The 15,789-nt window shown below is 67.4% G+C and carries 13 protein-coding genes; 11 read left to right on the top strand and 2 right to left on the bottom strand.

What is annotated here, in order from left to right:
• Positions 1–310: 310 nt before the first annotated feature.
• Positions 311–1,102 (top strand): aquaporin, encoded by a 792-nt coding sequence (locus LKD76_RS09150; RefSeq protein WP_227980601.1) that lies wholly within the window; start codon positions 311–313, stop codon positions 1,100–1,102.
• Positions 1,103–1,133: 31 nt separating this feature from the next.
• On the opposite strand, the gene LKD76_RS09155 is transcribed toward LKD76_RS09150, so the two are convergent.
• Entirely contained in the window at positions 1,134–1,700 is a 567-nt protein-coding gene (locus LKD76_RS09155; protein WP_227980602.1) for a type II toxin-antitoxin system PemK/MazF family toxin, read from the bottom strand.
• Between the two features lie 236 nt (positions 1,701–1,936).
• Between LKD76_RS09155 and lepA the strand changes: the two genes are divergently transcribed.
• From lepA to LKD76_RS09170, 3 genes are all read left to right on the top strand, one after another.
• Positions 1,937–3,790: a translation elongation factor 4 gene (gene lepA / locus LKD76_RS09160; protein WP_227985168.1), complete on the top strand. Its 1,854-nt coding sequence runs from the start codon at positions 1,937–1,939 to the stop codon at positions 3,788–3,790.
• Between the two features lie 244 nt (positions 3,791–4,034).
• Positions 4,035–6,587: a hypothetical protein gene (locus LKD76_RS09165; protein WP_227980603.1), complete on the top strand. Its 2,553-nt coding sequence runs from the start codon at positions 4,035–4,037 to the stop codon at positions 6,585–6,587.
• Entirely contained in the window at positions 6,584–8,368 is a 1,785-nt protein-coding gene (locus LKD76_RS09170; protein ID WP_227980604.1) for a P-loop NTPase family protein, read from the top strand. The genes LKD76_RS09165 and LKD76_RS09170 overlap by 4 nt, the downstream gene beginning before the upstream one ends.
• Positions 8,369–8,384: 16 nt before the next feature.
• Here the strand turns inward: LKD76_RS09170 and LKD76_RS09175 are convergent, their stop codons facing one another.
• Positions 8,385–10,433 carry a glycoside hydrolase family 15 protein gene (locus LKD76_RS09175; RefSeq protein ID WP_227980605.1) on the bottom strand — a complete coding sequence of 683 codons (2,049 nt, stop codon included), beginning with the start codon at positions 10,431–10,433 and terminating at the stop codon, positions 8,385–8,387.
• 86 nt (positions 10,434–10,519) lie between these two features.
• Between LKD76_RS09175 and LKD76_RS09180 the strand changes: the two genes are divergently transcribed.
• The 7 genes from LKD76_RS09180 (at position 10,520) to LKD76_RS09205 (ending at position 15,463) form a co-directional block, all read left to right on the top strand.
• Complete coding sequence (locus LKD76_RS09180) at positions 10,520–10,804, top strand: hypothetical protein (RefSeq protein WP_227980606.1); 285 nt, start codon at positions 10,520–10,522, stop codon at positions 10,802–10,804.
• A gap of 113 nt (positions 10,805–10,917) precedes the next feature.
• On the top strand, positions 10,918–11,175 hold the full coding sequence (locus tag LKD76_RS09185) for a hypothetical protein (RefSeq protein WP_227980607.1): 258 nt from the start codon (positions 10,918–10,920) through the stop codon (positions 11,173–11,175).
• Between the two features lie 209 nt (positions 11,176–11,384).
• Positions 11,385–11,477: an Ms4533A family Cys-rich leader peptide gene (locus LKD76_RS32310; protein WP_339428967.1), complete on the top strand. Its 93-nt coding sequence runs from the start codon at positions 11,385–11,387 to the stop codon at positions 11,475–11,477.
• Between the two features lie 193 nt (positions 11,478–11,670).
• Positions 11,671–12,726, top strand: a complete 1,056-nt coding sequence (locus LKD76_RS09190; RefSeq protein WP_227980608.1) for a sulfate ABC transporter substrate-binding protein — start codon at positions 11,671–11,673, stop codon at positions 12,724–12,726.
• A 138-nt stretch (positions 12,727–12,864) separates the two neighbouring features.
• Positions 12,865–13,665, top strand: coding sequence for a sulfate ABC transporter permease subunit CysT (gene cysT, locus LKD76_RS09195; protein ID WP_227985169.1), 801 nt, complete (start codon positions 12,865–12,867; stop codon positions 13,663–13,665).
• Complete coding sequence (gene cysW / locus LKD76_RS09200) at positions 13,662–14,471, top strand: sulfate ABC transporter permease subunit CysW (RefSeq protein ID WP_227980609.1); 810 nt, start codon at positions 13,662–13,664, stop codon at positions 14,469–14,471. Before cysT ends, cysW begins: the two co-directional genes overlap by 4 nt.
• Positions 14,468–15,463 (top strand): sulfate/molybdate ABC transporter ATP-binding protein, encoded by a 996-nt coding sequence (locus LKD76_RS09205; RefSeq protein WP_227980610.1) that lies wholly within the window; start codon positions 14,468–14,470, stop codon positions 15,461–15,463. The genes cysW and LKD76_RS09205 overlap by 4 nt, the downstream gene beginning before the upstream one ends.
• Positions 15,464–15,789 lie beyond the last annotated feature (326 nt).

Below are 15,789 nucleotides of genomic sequence, written 5' to 3' on the forward strand. Positions count from 1 at the left end.
AGTTGGTTCTGCTCTTCGATGTGCTGAAAAGTCTCCTGGGCGCACTACACGAAAACAGATAGCGCTGCGCCGACGATCGAGGTTACCAGTTGGGGTGGTGGGATACGAAATCGACTCCGCCGCCTCCGCGCGGTGCCATGGCGTGGATCGCCGGCCGTTCCCTCGCGACATACGAAGGCGGTGTCGTTGTGTGGCCCGACCTACTGACGTAACGTCCGCATTGGGACGACCGTACTGGTTGTTTCCTGTTCTCCCCGGATTTCCCCGTAGTACCGGTCTCGAAGCGCAGCTCGACAAGGGAAGGTGGCGGATGTCTCCCACAGCTCAGGAAGTGATCGAGGATGTCGTCGAGCAGCGGGAGGTCCCGCTGGCTCGAAAGCTCGTCGCCGAGGCGATAGGAACCTTCGTCCTGGTGCTCGGTGGCGCCGGTACCGCGGTTTTCGCCGGAACCAGAGTGGGTGCGCTCGGAGTGGCGCTCGCCTTCGGTTTCAGCCTGCTGCTGCTGGTGTACGCGATCGGCCCGATTTCGGGTTGCCATGTCAATCCCGCGGTGACGATCGGGCAACTGGCGATGGGGCGAATCCGGTGGCTGGTGGCGGCCTACTACATCGTGGCCCAGTTGATCGGCGGTTTCCTCGCCGGCGCGGTGATCTTCGCGATCGCGCAGGATCTGCCGTCCTACAACCGGGCGACGGATGGTCTGGCCGCCAATGGCTGGGGTGCGCACAGCCCGTCGACGATGCAGGTCCAGGGGCCGATGGCGACGTTCACCCAGGACGGATACGGGCTGACCGCGGCGATCACCGTCGAAGTCGTGCTGACGGCGCTGCTGGTCTTCGTCGTCCTGGCCTCCACCGACCGGATCTCGCATGTGCGGATGGCGGGCTTGAGCATCGGCATCACCCTGGCGGTGATCCACTTGATCTCGATCCCGATCGACAACACCTCGGTCAACCCCGCGCGCAGCCTGGCGGTCGCGCCCTATCAGGACGGGGCGGTACAGCAGGTCGGCGTATTCGTCGTCTTTCCCCTGATCGGCGGTCTGCTGGGCGCGCTGATCTACAGCGCCCTGTTCGGGCGGGCCCGGCGCCTCGAGGACTGACGCCGCGGGCCGGGTCGCCCGTGTTCCCGGCTCAGCCCCAGTGGTACTCCGCGCACAGCCGGTGCGCGATGCGATCGAAGGTCTTACGTGGCAGGATCGCGCCTTCGCGCCGGATACCCGCCTCGGGCACGTCGAGGACCCGGTCCAGCCGGACCCAGCTGTCACGGCCCTCGTAATCCCATGGGCCGGAACCGATTCCGACCCAGTTGTGCTCGGCGCCGCGGGCCGGATTCGATGAGAGCATCAGTCCCAGCAGGGTTTTGTGATCCCGGCCCACCACCAGGACCGGGCGGTCCTTGCCGTTGGCCGGGTCTTCCTCGAAGGGGACCCAGGTCCAGACGACCTCGCCCGGATCGGCGCGACCGTCGAGTTGCGGGCAGTACACGACCTGCCGGGCGCGTTCCCCGGTCGGCACCGGAGCCGAGGCCGCCGGCCGCACCGTGACCGACCCCTTGCGGCGCCCGACGGCGCGATCCCACATCGATGTCCGCTGCATCCGGTCGACGAGTTTCGGCGCCTGCTTCCTGACGATCCGGGGCCCCTGCTCCTTGGCGATGGTCCCGAGCTGCTTGCCCAGAGAGCTCCATGTGCTGGCCATGCCGGGAGCATAACGGCGGACGGCTCCGATGGCCCGCGGGCCGGATCCGGCCCACGGCGGATTCGCTTGTCCTGCGGGCGAATCGACTATGCCGTGACTCACATTCGCGCGGCCGGGCCCGGCTGCCGCGCCGTGGTCGCCGTCACCGGGCCCCGGTGCCTGCGCGACCACGCGGTATGCGCACGTAGACTGCCGCAAGGCGACTTATCGACTTTGTTCACGGGTAGGAGTGTCCCATCAGCACGTTTGCCGATACGACGTTCACCGATCCCTCGCGGATCCGGAACTTCTGCATCATCGCGCATATCGACCACGGCAAGTCCACCCTGGCCGACCGCATGCTGCAGCTGACCGGGGTGGTCGAGGAACGGCAGATGCGTGCGCAGTATCTGGACCGGATGGATATCGAGCGTGAGCGCGGTATCACGATCAAGGCGCAGAACGTGCGGTTGCCGTGGAAGGTCGATACCGCGGGTGGATCGCAGGACTACGTCCTGCATCTGATCGATACACCGGGACACGTCGACTTCACCTACGAGGTCTCGCGTGCGCTGGAGGCGTGTGAGGGCGCGATCCTGCTGGTCGACGCCGCGCAGGGCATCGAGGCGCAGACGCTGGCGAATCTGTACCTGGCGCTGGAGAAGGATCTCGAGATCATTCCGGTGCTCAACAAGATCGATCTGCCGGCCGCCGATCCCGACCGCTACGCCGCCGAACTGGCGCATATCGTCGGCTGTGAACCCGAGGATGTGCTGCGCGTCTCCGGAAAGACCGGCGTCGGCGTGCCGGAACTGCTGAACAAGGTGATCGAGAAGATCCCCTCGCCGGTCGGTGACGCCGATGCGCCCGCCCGCGCGCTGATCTTCGACTCGGTCTACGACACCTATCGCGGTGTGGTCACCTACGTGCGTGTGGTCGACGGGAAGCTCACCCCGCGCCAGAAGATCAAGATGATGTCCACCGGCGCGACACACGAGCTGCTCGAGATCGGCATCGTCTCGCCCGAGCCCAAATCCACCCAGGGGCTGGGCGTGGGTGAGGTGGGCTATCTCATCACCGGTGTGAAGGATGTGCGTCAGTCCAAGGTCGGTGACACCGTCACCACCGCGCGTGAGGGCGCGTCCGAGGCGCTGACGGGCTATCGCGAACCGCGGCCGATGGTGTATTCGGGTCTGTATCCGGTCGACGGCTCGGACTATCCGGATCTGCGGGACGCGCTGGACAAACTGCAACTCAACGACGCCGCGCTGACCTATGTGCCGGAAACCTCGGTCGCCCTGGGTTTCGGCTTCCGCTGCGGCTTCCTCGGTCTGCTGCACATGGAGATCACTCGCGAACGGCTCCAGCGCGAATTCAATCTGGATCTGATCTCGACCGCGCCGAACGTGATCTACCGGGTGGTCATGGAGGACGGCGCCGAGCACATCGTCACCAACCCGTCCTTCTGGCCGGAGGGCAAAACGCGTCAGATCTTCGAGCCGATCACGAAGTGCACGGTCATCGCGCCGAGTGAATTCGTGGGCACCATCATGGAACTGTGCCAGTCGCGGCGCGGTGAATTGCTGGGCATGGACTATCTGTCGGAGACCCGCGTCGAAATGCGGTACACGCTGCCGATGGCGGAGATCATCTTCGACTTCTTCGATTCGCTGAAATCGCGGACTCGCGGCTATGCCTCGCTGGACTACGAGGAGGCCGGCGAGCAGGAGGCCGCCCTGGTCAAGGTCGATATCCTGCTGCAGGGTGAGGCCGTCGACGCCTTCTCGGCCATCGTGCATCGCGATGCCGCGCAGGCCTACGGCCACAAGATGACCACCAAACTGCGCGAGCTCATTCCGCGGCAGCAGTTCGAGGTGCCGATTCAGGCCGCGATCGGGTCGAAGGTCATTGCGCGCGAGAATATTCGCGCGATCCGCAAGGATGTGCTGGCCAAGTGCTACGGCGGTGATATCTCCCGTAAGCGCAAACTGCTGGAGAAGCAGAAGGAGGGGAAGAAGCGAATGAAGACGATCGGGCGGGTCGATGTACCGCAGGAAGCCTTCGTCGCCGCTCTCTCCACCGATTCGTCAGCGGACAAGTCGAAGCGGTAGTCTCGAAGGTTCCGAGAGGACAACTGGACAACCGACCGACTTGCGCTGCCCGTCGCGGTCCGGCTTTCCGGCCCGCGAGGATTCACGGCGGGCCGGGACGGCACGGCTGTGTCCGGTCATTGTCCACCTGAAGGAAACCTGAAGGATGTGACAGCCAAGTTTTCCGGAAATATGGTGTAAACAGACTCGAATTCGGAAACACCCCGTTCGGTTTCGCCTGCCGAACGCTGAGAGCGGAGTATGTATGACGCGTGAGCTGCCGTACGACGATGATGCGGACGCGGGCGATCATGCGAACGACGCCGCATATCGTGTCGCGACCGGCGTCGCGCGGGTGGCTCGGGCCGGGGCGTACGTCACCGGCGGTGCGCTGATCGCCTCCAACGGCTCTCCCGCGCCGCGAAACGAATCGCACAACAGCCAGATCGCCGGTTGGTCCACCGCGGATCCGCATCCCGACGTGCCCAGTCCTGTTGTCACCTATCCGGATCCGTCGCCCGATTCGGTGCCCCCGGATCTCGGCACCTCCACGCCGAACGTTCCGCCGGCACCGCCGGTGCCCGACTGGCACGGCACCGATGCGGCGCCGGCGCCCCAGGTGCCCTTCGCGGACGGGGGCCCCTTCGCGAACGGAGGCCCGTACGCGGACGGTGGACCCTATGCGAACGGGGGACCGTTCGCCGACGGCGGTCAGTGGGTTCCGGGAATGGGCGGATCGGTGCCCGGCGCCGGCGCCACCTCGCCGTCCTACGGCGCCACCTCGCCGTCCTACGGCGACGGCGGGTACACCGGCGGTTTCTCCGGTCAAGGATTCGGTGGGGGAGAAGGCTTTTCGATACCCGGCCTGCATCACGCCAGTGCGCCGCACGGCTCCGCCGGATCGGAGCGATCCGACGTCGCGGGCGCGCTCGACCGGCCCGGTGGTGACGAATTCGGCGGTCACCGGTTCGGCGGATTCGAGTTGCCCGACGCGGGACATCCCGCCGTGCCACTGCCGGGTAGCGGCCTCGGCCTGCCCGGCACCAATGGGCTGCATCTGCCCGGTATGAACGGATTCGCGCCCGGCGGTCTCGGATGGGGCGGTCCCGGCCACGGCGAGCCCGGCACCGGCGGGCTCGACTTGGGTGACGGGTTGTCCGGCAGCCACGCCGGGCCGTTCGACGGCATCGGTGACGGTGGCAGTTTCGGCGTCTTCGTCGATGTCGACTCGAAACTCGACGCGCATATCGGCCTGGACGGGGTCTGGATCACGACCGATACGACGGTCTCGGTCACCGTCGGTGACGTCGGTCATCAACTCGACGACTACGGCCAATGGTTCGGAAACGGCGCCGCACTCCCCGGAACCACCACGCAAGCAGCCGAACCCGGACTGCCCGGCCACATCGGTGGGTCCACGGTGGCGCCCGGATCCGGGCAGAACGCCGGCGCCGAAGCGGCCGTGATCGGCCCGGCCGGTGCGGCCGCCGCGTCGGATGCGCCCCATCCGGTCGCCGGCGCCGGCACTCAGGCCGTCGCGGCGCCCGGCCAGGCCGCCGCGATCGCACCGCAGTCCGGCCCGATCGCGAATTCCGCGGCCCCCGCGGGATTGCCGCCCGCGCAGGCCCCCGCGCCGATGGTGAATGTGGCTGCGCCGCAGCCGGTCTCGAACGCGCCCGTGGTAGCCGCGCCGGCGCTGCCGGCCCCCGCGCCCACCCCGGCGCCGGCGCTCGCGCAACCGGTCGCGGCCACTCCGCTGCAGACCACGATTCAGCCCGAGGCCGCCACCCACCCGATCGCCAATGTGATCAGCGCCCACGCCGGGCCGTCGCCGCTCACCGCGCCCGCGCTGGCGGTCCCGGCGCTGTTCGACGATCTGCCCCGACCGGTCGGAACCGAGGCGAACCCGCCGGGGCACACCGGAAACGAGTCCACGGCGACCTCGACCACGCACAGCTCGACCCATACGCCGACCACGACATCGCACTCCGGCGCCACCTACGGCGTCGACGCGAGCCGGACACCCACGACGCCGAGCAGCGGGCACTCGACGATCGGCCCGGCCACCGGTGACCTCGAGACCACGCGGCCCGGCCATCCCGGCGGCCACGATTCCACTGACTCCGTCACCCCGACCGTGACCGCGCCCCGCGATACCGATTCCACCCACACCACCCGCACCCCCGGCTCCACCACCTCGGATTCCGATTCAGGCTCGGTGACCACGCCGGGAACGACGGACGCCGATTCCACGACTCCCGGGCACACCGCGACCCACGCGCCGGGTACCCCGTCCGGCACGGACACCTCGGCCACGAGTGATGTCGACGAGCCGACGATGCCGACCCACGGTTCGAATCCGCCGGAGACGGATCAGGATTCGGTGCCGACCCAGCATTCGACCCCGTCCACCCACGACCAGACCCTGCCGACTCGGGAACCGACCGTGCCCACGCACGAGCCGACGGTGCCGACGCATCAGCCGACCGTGCCGAGTGCGCAACACACCGTCGCCCCCGTTCCCGGCGACACCGGTATGCCGTCACACACCGCACCTGTGGAGCCGCCGACCGTGATCAAACCGCCGACCACCATCGATCCCGTCCCGAATGCGCACGTGCCCGTGAAACCCGCCGCGCACGTGACAGATTCGTACGACACCTCGCTGTGGCCGGATTCCGATCACGGCCTGACGAGTGTCGCCGCGTCGGGGTTGTCCGGCGGCCTGCACGAAACCGCCGTCGTCGACCTCCACCAGTCGGTGACCCACCCCGTCGCCGCGGTTCATCCTGCCCTCGATTTCCATCTACCGCTGTGACGGCGCTGGAGGCGGCCGGTGCCAAGCACCCCGATGCGATGGCGCCGCTGCTCGCGCAGCTCGATGAACTCCAGGAGCTGACGCGGGCCGCGGGCCGCGCCGATCTGTCGGCGCGGCTGACGATGTCGCGGGCCCGGGTGGCCGATCCGCGGGTGCGCCTGGTCGTGGTCGGCGAACCCAAGAACGGAATGAGCACGCTGGTCAACGGCCTGGTCGGGGCGACGGTCAGCGCGACCGGCAGTCCGATCAGCGTGCCGGTCATCGCCGAATACGGTCCGGAGCCGAGTGCGACGCTGGTGCGTTCGATGCCGGGTGGCCGCACCGAGCGTCAGGCGGTGGATCCGTTGAATCCGGGTCCGGCGCTGCGTACTTCGGGTGTGATCCGCGCCGAGTTCACCGAGCCCAGCCCGCTGCTGGCCGAGGGCTTCGTCGTGATGGACGCACCGGGCGCACCGGCCGATGCCCCGACGACCTGGTCGCTGATCGCCGCCGCGGACGCGGTGCTCTATGTCTGTGACGCGGCCGCCGAGTACACCCCCGAGCAGATCGCGCTGCTGCAGCGGATCCGCCAGGTCTGCCCGACGGTGATCTGTGTGCTCAACAAGATCGACCGCTATGCGCACTGGACCCAGGTGCAGGCGCGCAACCGTGAACTGCTCGACGAGGCCGGGCTCGGTTTCGCGGTCGCGCCGGTCTCGGCCGATCTGCACCTGCGCGCCGGTGACGATCAGCGTCGCGATATCGAATCCGGTGTGCCGCAACTGATCGACCATCTGCGCGGCTATGTGCTGGCCCGCGCCGACGCCGTCGCCAGGGAAGCGGCGCTGCGGGATATCCGCACCATCACCGATCACCTCGGGCTGGCGCTGCGATCGGAGGCCGAGACACTGCGTGATCCCCGGCGCTACCACGCGATCACCGACCAGTTGCGTACCGCGCGGGCCGAGGCGGACGAGTTGCGCCAGCGCACCGCCAACTGGCAGGTGGCCCTCGCCGACGGCTGTTCGGAGCTGATGGCCGATATCGAGCATGATCTGCGGCACCGGTTGCGCAGCCTGGTGCGTGATGCCGAATCCGAGATCGGCCGACATGATCCGGCCCGCAACTGGAACGACTTCGGCGCCGATCTGGACTCGAAGATCTGCGAGGCGGTGGAGGAGAACTTCGTCGTCGCGCACTATCGCGCGGTGGAGCTGGCCGAACAGGTCACCGCCAATTTCCCCGCCGACGCCCGGGATGTGCCGCTGCCGGATCTGCGCCTCGAGGATCCGGGCGATGTGCTCGAGCCGGTGGCATCGCTGGAACCGCTGGGCACCGCGAAAGTCGGTGTCGTGCAGCCGGTGCTGAATGTGATGCGTGGCTCCTACGGTGGTCTGCTGATGGTCGGCATGCTCACCAGCATGCTGAGAATGCCCTTGGTGAACTGGTATTCGGGCGCCGCCGCGGTCCTGCTCGGCATCAGCGCGCTGTGGGAGGACCGCAAGCTGCGCCGCGACCGTCGCCAGGCCGAGGCCAAGGTCGCGGTGGCCCGGCTGATGGACGATGTGATCTTCCAGGTGGGCAAGGAATCCCGGCATCGGCTGCGCGCGGTGCAGCGGCTGCTGCGCGACCACTTCACCGATCTGGCCGATCACACCCTGCGTTCGGTGGATCAATCTCTGCGGGCAGCGGAGGAGGCCGCCGCGGTCCATTCGCCGGAGAGCCGCGACCGCCGCCTGACCGCGATCGAGCGATCGATGGTGCGGCTGCGCGAGATCCGCGAAACCGCCGACGAACCGTAGCCGTCCACCCGCGTGGTCAGCCCGCCGGATGCGCGGGCCGGAATTGTCCGGCGCCGACGGACTGTTCGGCGCGGATCACGTGCATCACCGCGTTGATCAGTGCCAGATGGGTGAACGCCTGTGGGAAGTTGCCGAGATGACGGCCGGTGTAGGGGTCGATCTCCTCGGAGTAGAGCTTGAGCGGGCTGGAATATCCGAGCAGCCGCTCGAGCAGATGCCGCGCCCGCCGCACCTCACCGATTTCCACCAGAGCCGAGACCAGCCAGAACGAGCAGATGGTGAAGGTGCCCTCGGTTCCGGTCAGGCCGTCGTCGGTGGTGTCGGTGCGGTAGCGCAGCACCAGACCGTGTTCGGTCAGATCGGCCGCGATGGCCATGACGGTCGCCCGCACCCGCGGATCGTCGGGCGGCAGGAACCGGAACAGCGGTACCAGCAGCAGGGAGGCATCCAGGGTGTCGCCGCCGTAGGTCTGGGTGAAGACACCGTCGGCGTTGACCCCGTGCTCGAGGATATCGGCGTGGATCTCGTCGGCGATCCCGGCCCATTCCTCGGCGTAGTCCGATTCGCCGTGCAGCTCGGCCAATTTCGCGCCGCGGTCCAGAGCGACCCAGCACATGACCTTCGACGAGGTGAAATGTCGTGGCGCGCCGCGCACCTCCCAGATCCCGCGATCGGGTTCACGCCAGTTCTGGATGGCCGCCTCGACCTGCCGTTGCAGCATCGGCCACAGCGTCTCCGGGACCTGCTGCCGCGACTTCACGTGCAGGTACACCGAATCCAGGATGGTGCCCCAGATGTCGTGCTGCTGTTGTCCGTAGGCGTCGTTGCCGATGCGCACCGGCTGCGCGCCGTCGTAGCCGTGCAGGTGGGACAGCTCGGACTCTTCCAGATCGCGTTCGCCGCCGATCCCGTAGAGCACCTGAAGTGGTTGGACCTCACCGTTGTCCGAGGTGGCCACATCGTGCAGGAAGGCGAAGAAGTCGTCGGCCTCCCGGTTGAGGCCCAGGGTGTAGAGGCCCCACAGCGCGAAGGTGGAGTCGCGCACCCAGCTGTAGCGGTAGTCCCAATTCCGTCCGCCGCCGGGGGTTTCCGGCAGTGAGGTGGTGGCGGCGGCCATCAGCGCGCCACTGGGCGCGTAGGTCAGGCCCTTCAGGGTGAGCGCGCTGCGCTGCAGATATCCCCGCCACGGATGGTCGGGAAATTTGCCCAGCGTGATCCACTGCCGCCAGCATTCGGTGGTCCGCCACATCTGCTCCGCCGCTTCGGCGAAGGTGGTGGGCGCCGGCAACTCCGACCACGACAGTGCGACGAAGATTTCGTCGCCTTCCTGCATGCGGGTGCGGGCACGCGCCTCGCGACCTTCGATCCCCAGTCGCATGTCGGTGGTGAGAACCAGCTCCCCGCAGGGCAGATCGCCGTGCGCACAGCTCGCGGTGGCGGTCGCGCGTTCGTAGACCTTGCCGGTGTACTCCCAGCGCGCGGGTGCGCGGTGGTAGTCGAAGGCCGGCTCACAACTCATCTCCACCTCGACCACACCGTTGACGCATTTCACGGTGCGCAACAGGATGTGCTCGGCATCCCAATCGCCGGGGGTGCGACGGTGGGTGCGGCTGCGCTTGTCGTTGTTGTGCCATGGACCCAGCACCAGCGCGTCACGGACGATGATCCAGCCGGTATCGGTCTGCCAGGTGGTCTCCACGATCATGCCGCCGGGCAGATAACGCCGGGCCGCGGGCACGTTGACGCCGTAGGGGCCGAGCCGGAAGTGGCCCGCACTGCGATCGAGCATCGCGCCGAACACGCTCGGCGAATCCGGCCGCGGCAGGCACATCCACTCGACCGCGCCGTTGCGGGCGATCAGGCAGCAGGTCTCACAGTCGGACAGGAACGCGTAGTCGTCGATCGGCGGATACGACGACTTGTGGACAGCACCCGCCGAGATCGGCAGGAAGTCGGCCGATAGTTCGGCATCGGTGACGTCGGCCAGGGCATCGCGCGGCGGCGACATGTCATCGAGCGTTTCGATGACGGATTCGTCGGTGATCGGTTCGTCGTAGGACGCCATAGGGCCATCATGGTGGATTCCGGCCGCGATTGCCGGTACTACACCTGCTCTGCCGCCCACGAACGGCGACCTATTAGGCTGGGGTGGTGCATCACATCGCGGGCTGGTGGGACGGCTTCGAACTCTGGGTGGCCGGATTGCCGTTCATTCCGCAGTTCGCGGTGGTCCTCGTCGGCGCGGTTCCGGTCAGTTTCCTGATCGCCTACCTGCTCGACCGTGGATTGCGGGCCATACTGCGCATCCTCGGCCGGGATCGGGCGGCCGAGTCCGAGATCGGCCCCGCGCCGGGCGATATGCCCCCGCCGCCCGAGCCGGTGCTGTCGGGTGCCGGGATGCACGCCTCCGGTCCGATGCACGAGAAAGCTGTCTGATGCCCCGCTCACGGGTACAACTGGCGCTGGTCGCCCTGCTCGTCCTGGTCGTCGTCGCCTGGTTGCTGACTCGTTGACCGGACGCTGTCCGTGCTTGCAGGTACTGTGCAGCCATGCCAACCGATGAGGAATTCATTGATCTCGAGCAGCTGCTCGAGATCGAGGACGGGCCCCGACTGATCGCTACCCACTACACCACGCCGGATGAGGCGATCGAGATGGTGCGCGCCGCGCAATTGCTCGGTCTGGGCGTGCGGCTGCAGAACCGGATACGCCCCGACGAGCCCGATGAGGACGGCGAGGAGACCGCGGTCGAGGAGTGGGTGCTCGACCTCTACGAAGCTCCGCCCGAGGCCGCCGAGGACGACTAGATCCGTCATCTCGTCCGCGCTCGTCGCGTCCATCGGGGCCCGCGCGGCTGTGGTCTTCACCACGGCCGTATGGGCCCCGATCGCGTATTCGGCGGTGGCGGGGTGAGCCGAACAGATCCGGTTCCCGCCGGTCGCGGGGCTGTTCCGAGTATCGATCCCGCCGCTTCGACCGATTCGCACGGTTCGGTGTGCTCTGTTAGAGTCTGCCCGTGTCATCGAGCGTTGTTCCGCAGGTCCGCCATGAATTGGCGTTGATCGCGGTCGGCTGTCTCGTGGTCGCGGATATCTACTGTCGTCGATAGTCGACTCGGACACGCTGCGCCTTCCATCGGACCGGCGCGCACCTTCTTCGCAGCGTCTCCGTTTCCCGCGGCTCGGGCCGCAGTCGCGCCACTGTCCGGCACATCGCCGGGGCAGGTCTACCGCAGAATCAAGAGTTTCTTCCGCCCCGGCAGCATGACGCGACGGTGGCGGGCGGCAGGAAAGGCCACTTCCATGTCTCGCAGATCGTCCAGCAGATTCGGGTTCTCGACACGTCGAGGACGGATCGCGGTTGCGCTCGCCGCGCTCGCGGCCGTGGGACTGACCGCCTGCAGCGGTGGTTCGAGCGACACACCCGGTGGCGGCACCGCCGGCGGCGGCGGTCAGCTGACCCTGTTCGCCTACTCGGTCGCCAAGCCCGGCTACGACAAGGTGATCGCCGAGTTCAACAAGACCGAGGCGGGTAAGGGCGCGCAGATCCAGCAGTCCTACGGCGCGTCCGGCGACCAGTCCCGCAAGGTGAAGGACGGCGCCCAGGCCGATGTCGTCAGCTTCTCGGTCGAGCCCGACATCACCCGGCTGGTGGACGCGGGCCTGGTCGACGCGAACTGGAATGCCGACGCGAACAAGGGCGTGCCGTTCGGCTCGGTGGTGGTGTTGGCCGTCCGCAAGGGCAACCCCAAGGGCATCCACGACTGGAGCGACCTGCTGAAGCCCGGTGTCGAGGTGGTGACGCCCAATCCGTTCAGCTCCGGCTCGGCCAAGTGGAATCTGCTGGCGCCCTACGCCGCGGAGAGCAACGGCGGGCAGAATCCGCAGGCGGGCCTAGACTACCTGGGCAAGCTGATCTCCAAAGAGCACATCAAGGTGCAGCCGAAGTCCGGCCGGGAGGCGACCGAGACCTTCCTGCAGGGCACCGGTGACGTGCTGCTCAGCTACGAGAACGAGGCGATCTTCTCCGAGCGCAGCGGTGACCCGATCGAACATGTCATCCCGCCGACCACCTTCAAGATCGAGAACCCGGTGGCCGTGACGAAGAACGCCAAGAACCCCACCACGGCCGTGGCGTTCAAGGACTTCCTGTACTCGCAGGCCGGCCAGCAGGCGTGGGCCGCGGCGGGATTCCGTCCGGTGGATCCGCAGGTCGCCGAGCAGTACAGCAAGGACTTCCCGAAGCCGCAGAAGCTGTGGACCATCGCGGATCTGGGTGGCTGGAAGGCCGTGGACAAGGGCTTGTTCACTCCCGAAACCGGCAGTGTCGCGGTGCTCTACGACAAAGCCACCAAGTGAGCCGGTGACTCGGAGCACACGGGATACTGGGTAACTGTGACTGACAGCAGTACGAAGGCCGAAATCGGCAGTAGTACCGACGCCGGGACCACTGGTCCCGGCGTTTCCCGGCAGCAGTCCGCCGGGCCGGCGTGGCGGCTGCGCCTGACCGGATCGGTCGGCTCGCTCGGGTTCGCGATCACGATGCTGTGGCTCAGCCTCATCGTGTTGCTTCCGCTTGCCGCGTTGGCAGTTCACGCGTTCGACGACGGCTGGTCCGGGTTCTGGGAGGCGGTGACCGCGCCCGCCGCGATCGACGCGTTGCGGGTCACGGTGCTGGTGTCGATCGTGGTCGCGGTGGTCAACGTCGTGATGGGCACCGTGGTGGCATGGGTGCTGGTGCGTGACGATTTCCCGGGCAAGAGCATCGTCAACTCGCTCATCGACCTGCCGTTCGCGCTGCCGACGATCGTGGCCAGCATCGTGCTGCTGTCGCTGTACGGACCGCAGAGCCCGGTCGGTATCCATCTCAACGCCACCCAGCCCGGGTTGGTGGTGGCGCTGGCCTTCGTGACGCTGCCGTTCGTGGTCCGCTCGGTGCAGCCGGTGCTGATCGAAGCGGACAAGGAGGTCGAGCAGGCCGCGGCGTCGCTGGGCGCCGACAATCTGACGATCTTCCGAAAGGTCGTGCTGCCGTCGCTCGCACCGGCGATCATCTCCGGTGGCGGTCTCGCCTTCGCCCGCGCCATCGGTGAATACGGATCGGTGGTACTGATCGGCGGCAACATCCCGCGCAAGACCCAGGTGGCGTCGCAGTACATTCAGCAGCAGATCGAGGTCGATCGCCCGGTCAACGCGGCGGCGGTATCGGTAGCGCTGCTGGTGATCTCCTTCGCGACCCTGCTCGTCCTGCGCGTCTTCGCCGAACGCACCGCCCGCAAGGAACAGGCCAGCCGATGAAACTGTCCGCTCCGTCCCGGATCTCGTTGCGCGTGATCGCGCTGGCGTATCTGATCATCCTGCTGGTGGCGCCGCTGGTCATCATTCTGTGGCGCAGCTTCGAGCACGGTATCGGCGCCTTCATCGACGCGATCACGACGCCGGCCGCGATCTCGGCGTTCAATCTGTCGCTGCTGATCGTGGTCATCGTGGTCCCGCTCAACGTGGTGTTCGGCGTCACGACGGCGATTGCCCTGGTACGCGGGAACTTTCGCGGGCGCACCCTGATCCAGGGTGTGGTGGATCTGCCCTTCGCGGTCTCACCGGTGGTGGTCGGCGTATCGCTGATCATGCTGTGGGGTGTCGGCGGCTGGTTCGGCGGACTGGACACTCTCGGCTTCCGGGTGATCTTCGGCCTGCCCGGTATGGTCATCGCGACCTTGTTCGTCACCCTGCCGTTCGTGGTGAGCGAGGTGGTGCCGGTGCTGCACGAGATCGGCGACGATCAGGAACAGGCCGCGGCCACCCTGGGGGCCAACCGGTGGCAGACGTTCTGGCGCATCACGCTGCCGGCCATCCGCTGGGGCCTGACCTACGGCGTCGTGCTGACCGTGGCCCGCGCCCTGGGCGAATTCGGCGCGGTGATCATGGTTTCCTCCGGCCTGCCGGGCGTTTCGCAGACGCTGACGTTGCTCGTGCACGGTCGCTACATCAACGACCACAACACCTTCGGCGCCTACTGCGCGGCCACCTTGCTCATGGCAATGGCGCTGGTAACCCTCATCCTGATGACACTCCTCGAACGCAAGCGGGGCACTGCCAAATGATTACCGTCACCGACGCGAACAAGCGTTACGGTTCGTTCGCCGCCCTCGACAACGTCAGCCTGGAGATACCCAACGGGCAGCTGACCGCCCTGCTCGGACCGTCGGGGTCCGGGAAATCGACGCTACTGCGGTCGATCGCCGGATTGGAGTCGCTGGATTCGGGCATCGTCACGATCGCCGAGCGAGATGTCACCCGGGTGTCGCCGCAGAAGCGCGATATCGGGTTCGTATTCCAGCACTACGCGGCGTTCAAACATATGACCGTGCGCGACAACGTGGCGTTCGGACTCAAGATCCGCAAGCGTCCCAAGAGCGAAATCGGCAAGCGGGTCGACGAATTGCTCGGCATCGTCGGCCTCGACGGTTTCCAGCACCGGTATCCGGCGCAGCTGTCGGGTGGTCAGCGTCAGCGCATGGCGCTGGCCCGCGCGCTCGCCGTCGACCCGCAGGTGCTGTTGCTCGACGAACCCTTCGGCGCCCTCGACGCCAAGGTGCGCCAGGATCTGCGGACCTGGTTGCGCCGACTGCACGAGGAGGTGCACGTCACCACCGTGCTCGTGACCCACGATCAGGAGGAGGCGCTCGACGTCGCCGACCGGATCGCCGTGATGAACGCCGGGCGCATCGAACAGGTCGGCACTCCCGAGGACGTCTACGACCGCCCCGCCAACGAATTCGTCATGTCCTTCCTCGGCGCGGTGGCCAAGCTCAACGGACATCTGGTGCGGCCGCACGATATTCGGATCGGCCGTAATCCCGGTATGGCGCTCGCCGAACACGAGGGCACCGCGGAGTCGGCCGGTGTCACTCGTGCCACCGTCGAGCGTATCGTGCGCCTGGGTTTCGAGGTCCGGCTCGAACTGCGCAACGCCGCGACCGGTGACCTGTTCACCGCACAGGTCACCCGCGGTGACGCGGAAGCGTTGCGGCTCGGCGAGGGGGAGACGGTCTTCGCGCGCGCGACCCGCATCCCGGAGTTGCCCGCCGCCTGACATTCCGTACCGATGCCCGGCCTCGATGAGCCGGGCACCGAATCGGCGGGCCCGGCGCCGGTTTTCGCGCGTCCGCCGGGTGGCGAGTCCGGTGCGCGGTCGTCGTGCCGTTGTGTTCCTCGATGTCCAGGCGTTGCCCTCGCCGTTCCCGGCCGTCGGCCGCGCGGCCGATCGGCGCTGTGGGGACAGACCCGGTGGGGCAGTGGGCGATTCGCCGGATGCGGTAGGGATGCCGGAGTGTCGACCGTGTCGGCGACCGGACATCTGGACAGGTGCTGGCAAATTGGTACCGGTCGGTCGGTGTCGCGAAATGTCTGCTGCGCGTG

This window comes from Nocardia spumae, from assembly GCF_020733635.1.
Classification (GTDB): Bacteria; Actinomycetota; Actinomycetes; order Mycobacteriales; family Mycobacteriaceae; genus Nocardia; species Nocardia spumae.

Bases quoted from the DNA above. Each gene is read 5' to 3' on its own strand.
- LKD76_RS09150 (WP_227980601.1), top strand. From the start codon at position 311: ATGTCTCCCACAGCTCAGGAAGTGATCGAGGATGTCGTCGAGCAGCGG.
- cysW (WP_227980609.1), top strand. From the start codon at position 13,662: ATGAAACTGTCCGCTCCGTCCCGGATCTCGTTGCGCGTGATCGCGCTG.
- LKD76_RS09175 (WP_227980605.1), bottom strand. From the start codon at position 10,433: ATGGCGTCCTACGACGAACCGATCACCGACGAATCCGTCATCGAAACG.
- LKD76_RS09165 (WP_227980603.1), top strand. From the start codon at position 4,035: ATGACGCGTGAGCTGCCGTACGACGATGATGCGGACGCGGGCGATCAT.
- LKD76_RS09190 (WP_227980608.1), top strand. From the start codon at position 11,671: ATGTCTCGCAGATCGTCCAGCAGATTCGGGTTCTCGACACGTCGAGGA.
- LKD76_RS09185 (WP_227980607.1), top strand. From the start codon at position 10,918: ATGCCAACCGATGAGGAATTCATTGATCTCGAGCAGCTGCTCGAGATC.
- LKD76_RS09205 (WP_227980610.1), top strand. From the start codon at position 14,468: ATGATTACCGTCACCGACGCGAACAAGCGTTACGGTTCGTTCGCCGCC.
- LKD76_RS09155 (WP_227980602.1), bottom strand. From the start codon at position 1,700: ATGGCCAGCACATGGAGCTCTCTGGGCAAGCAGCTCGGGACCATCGCC.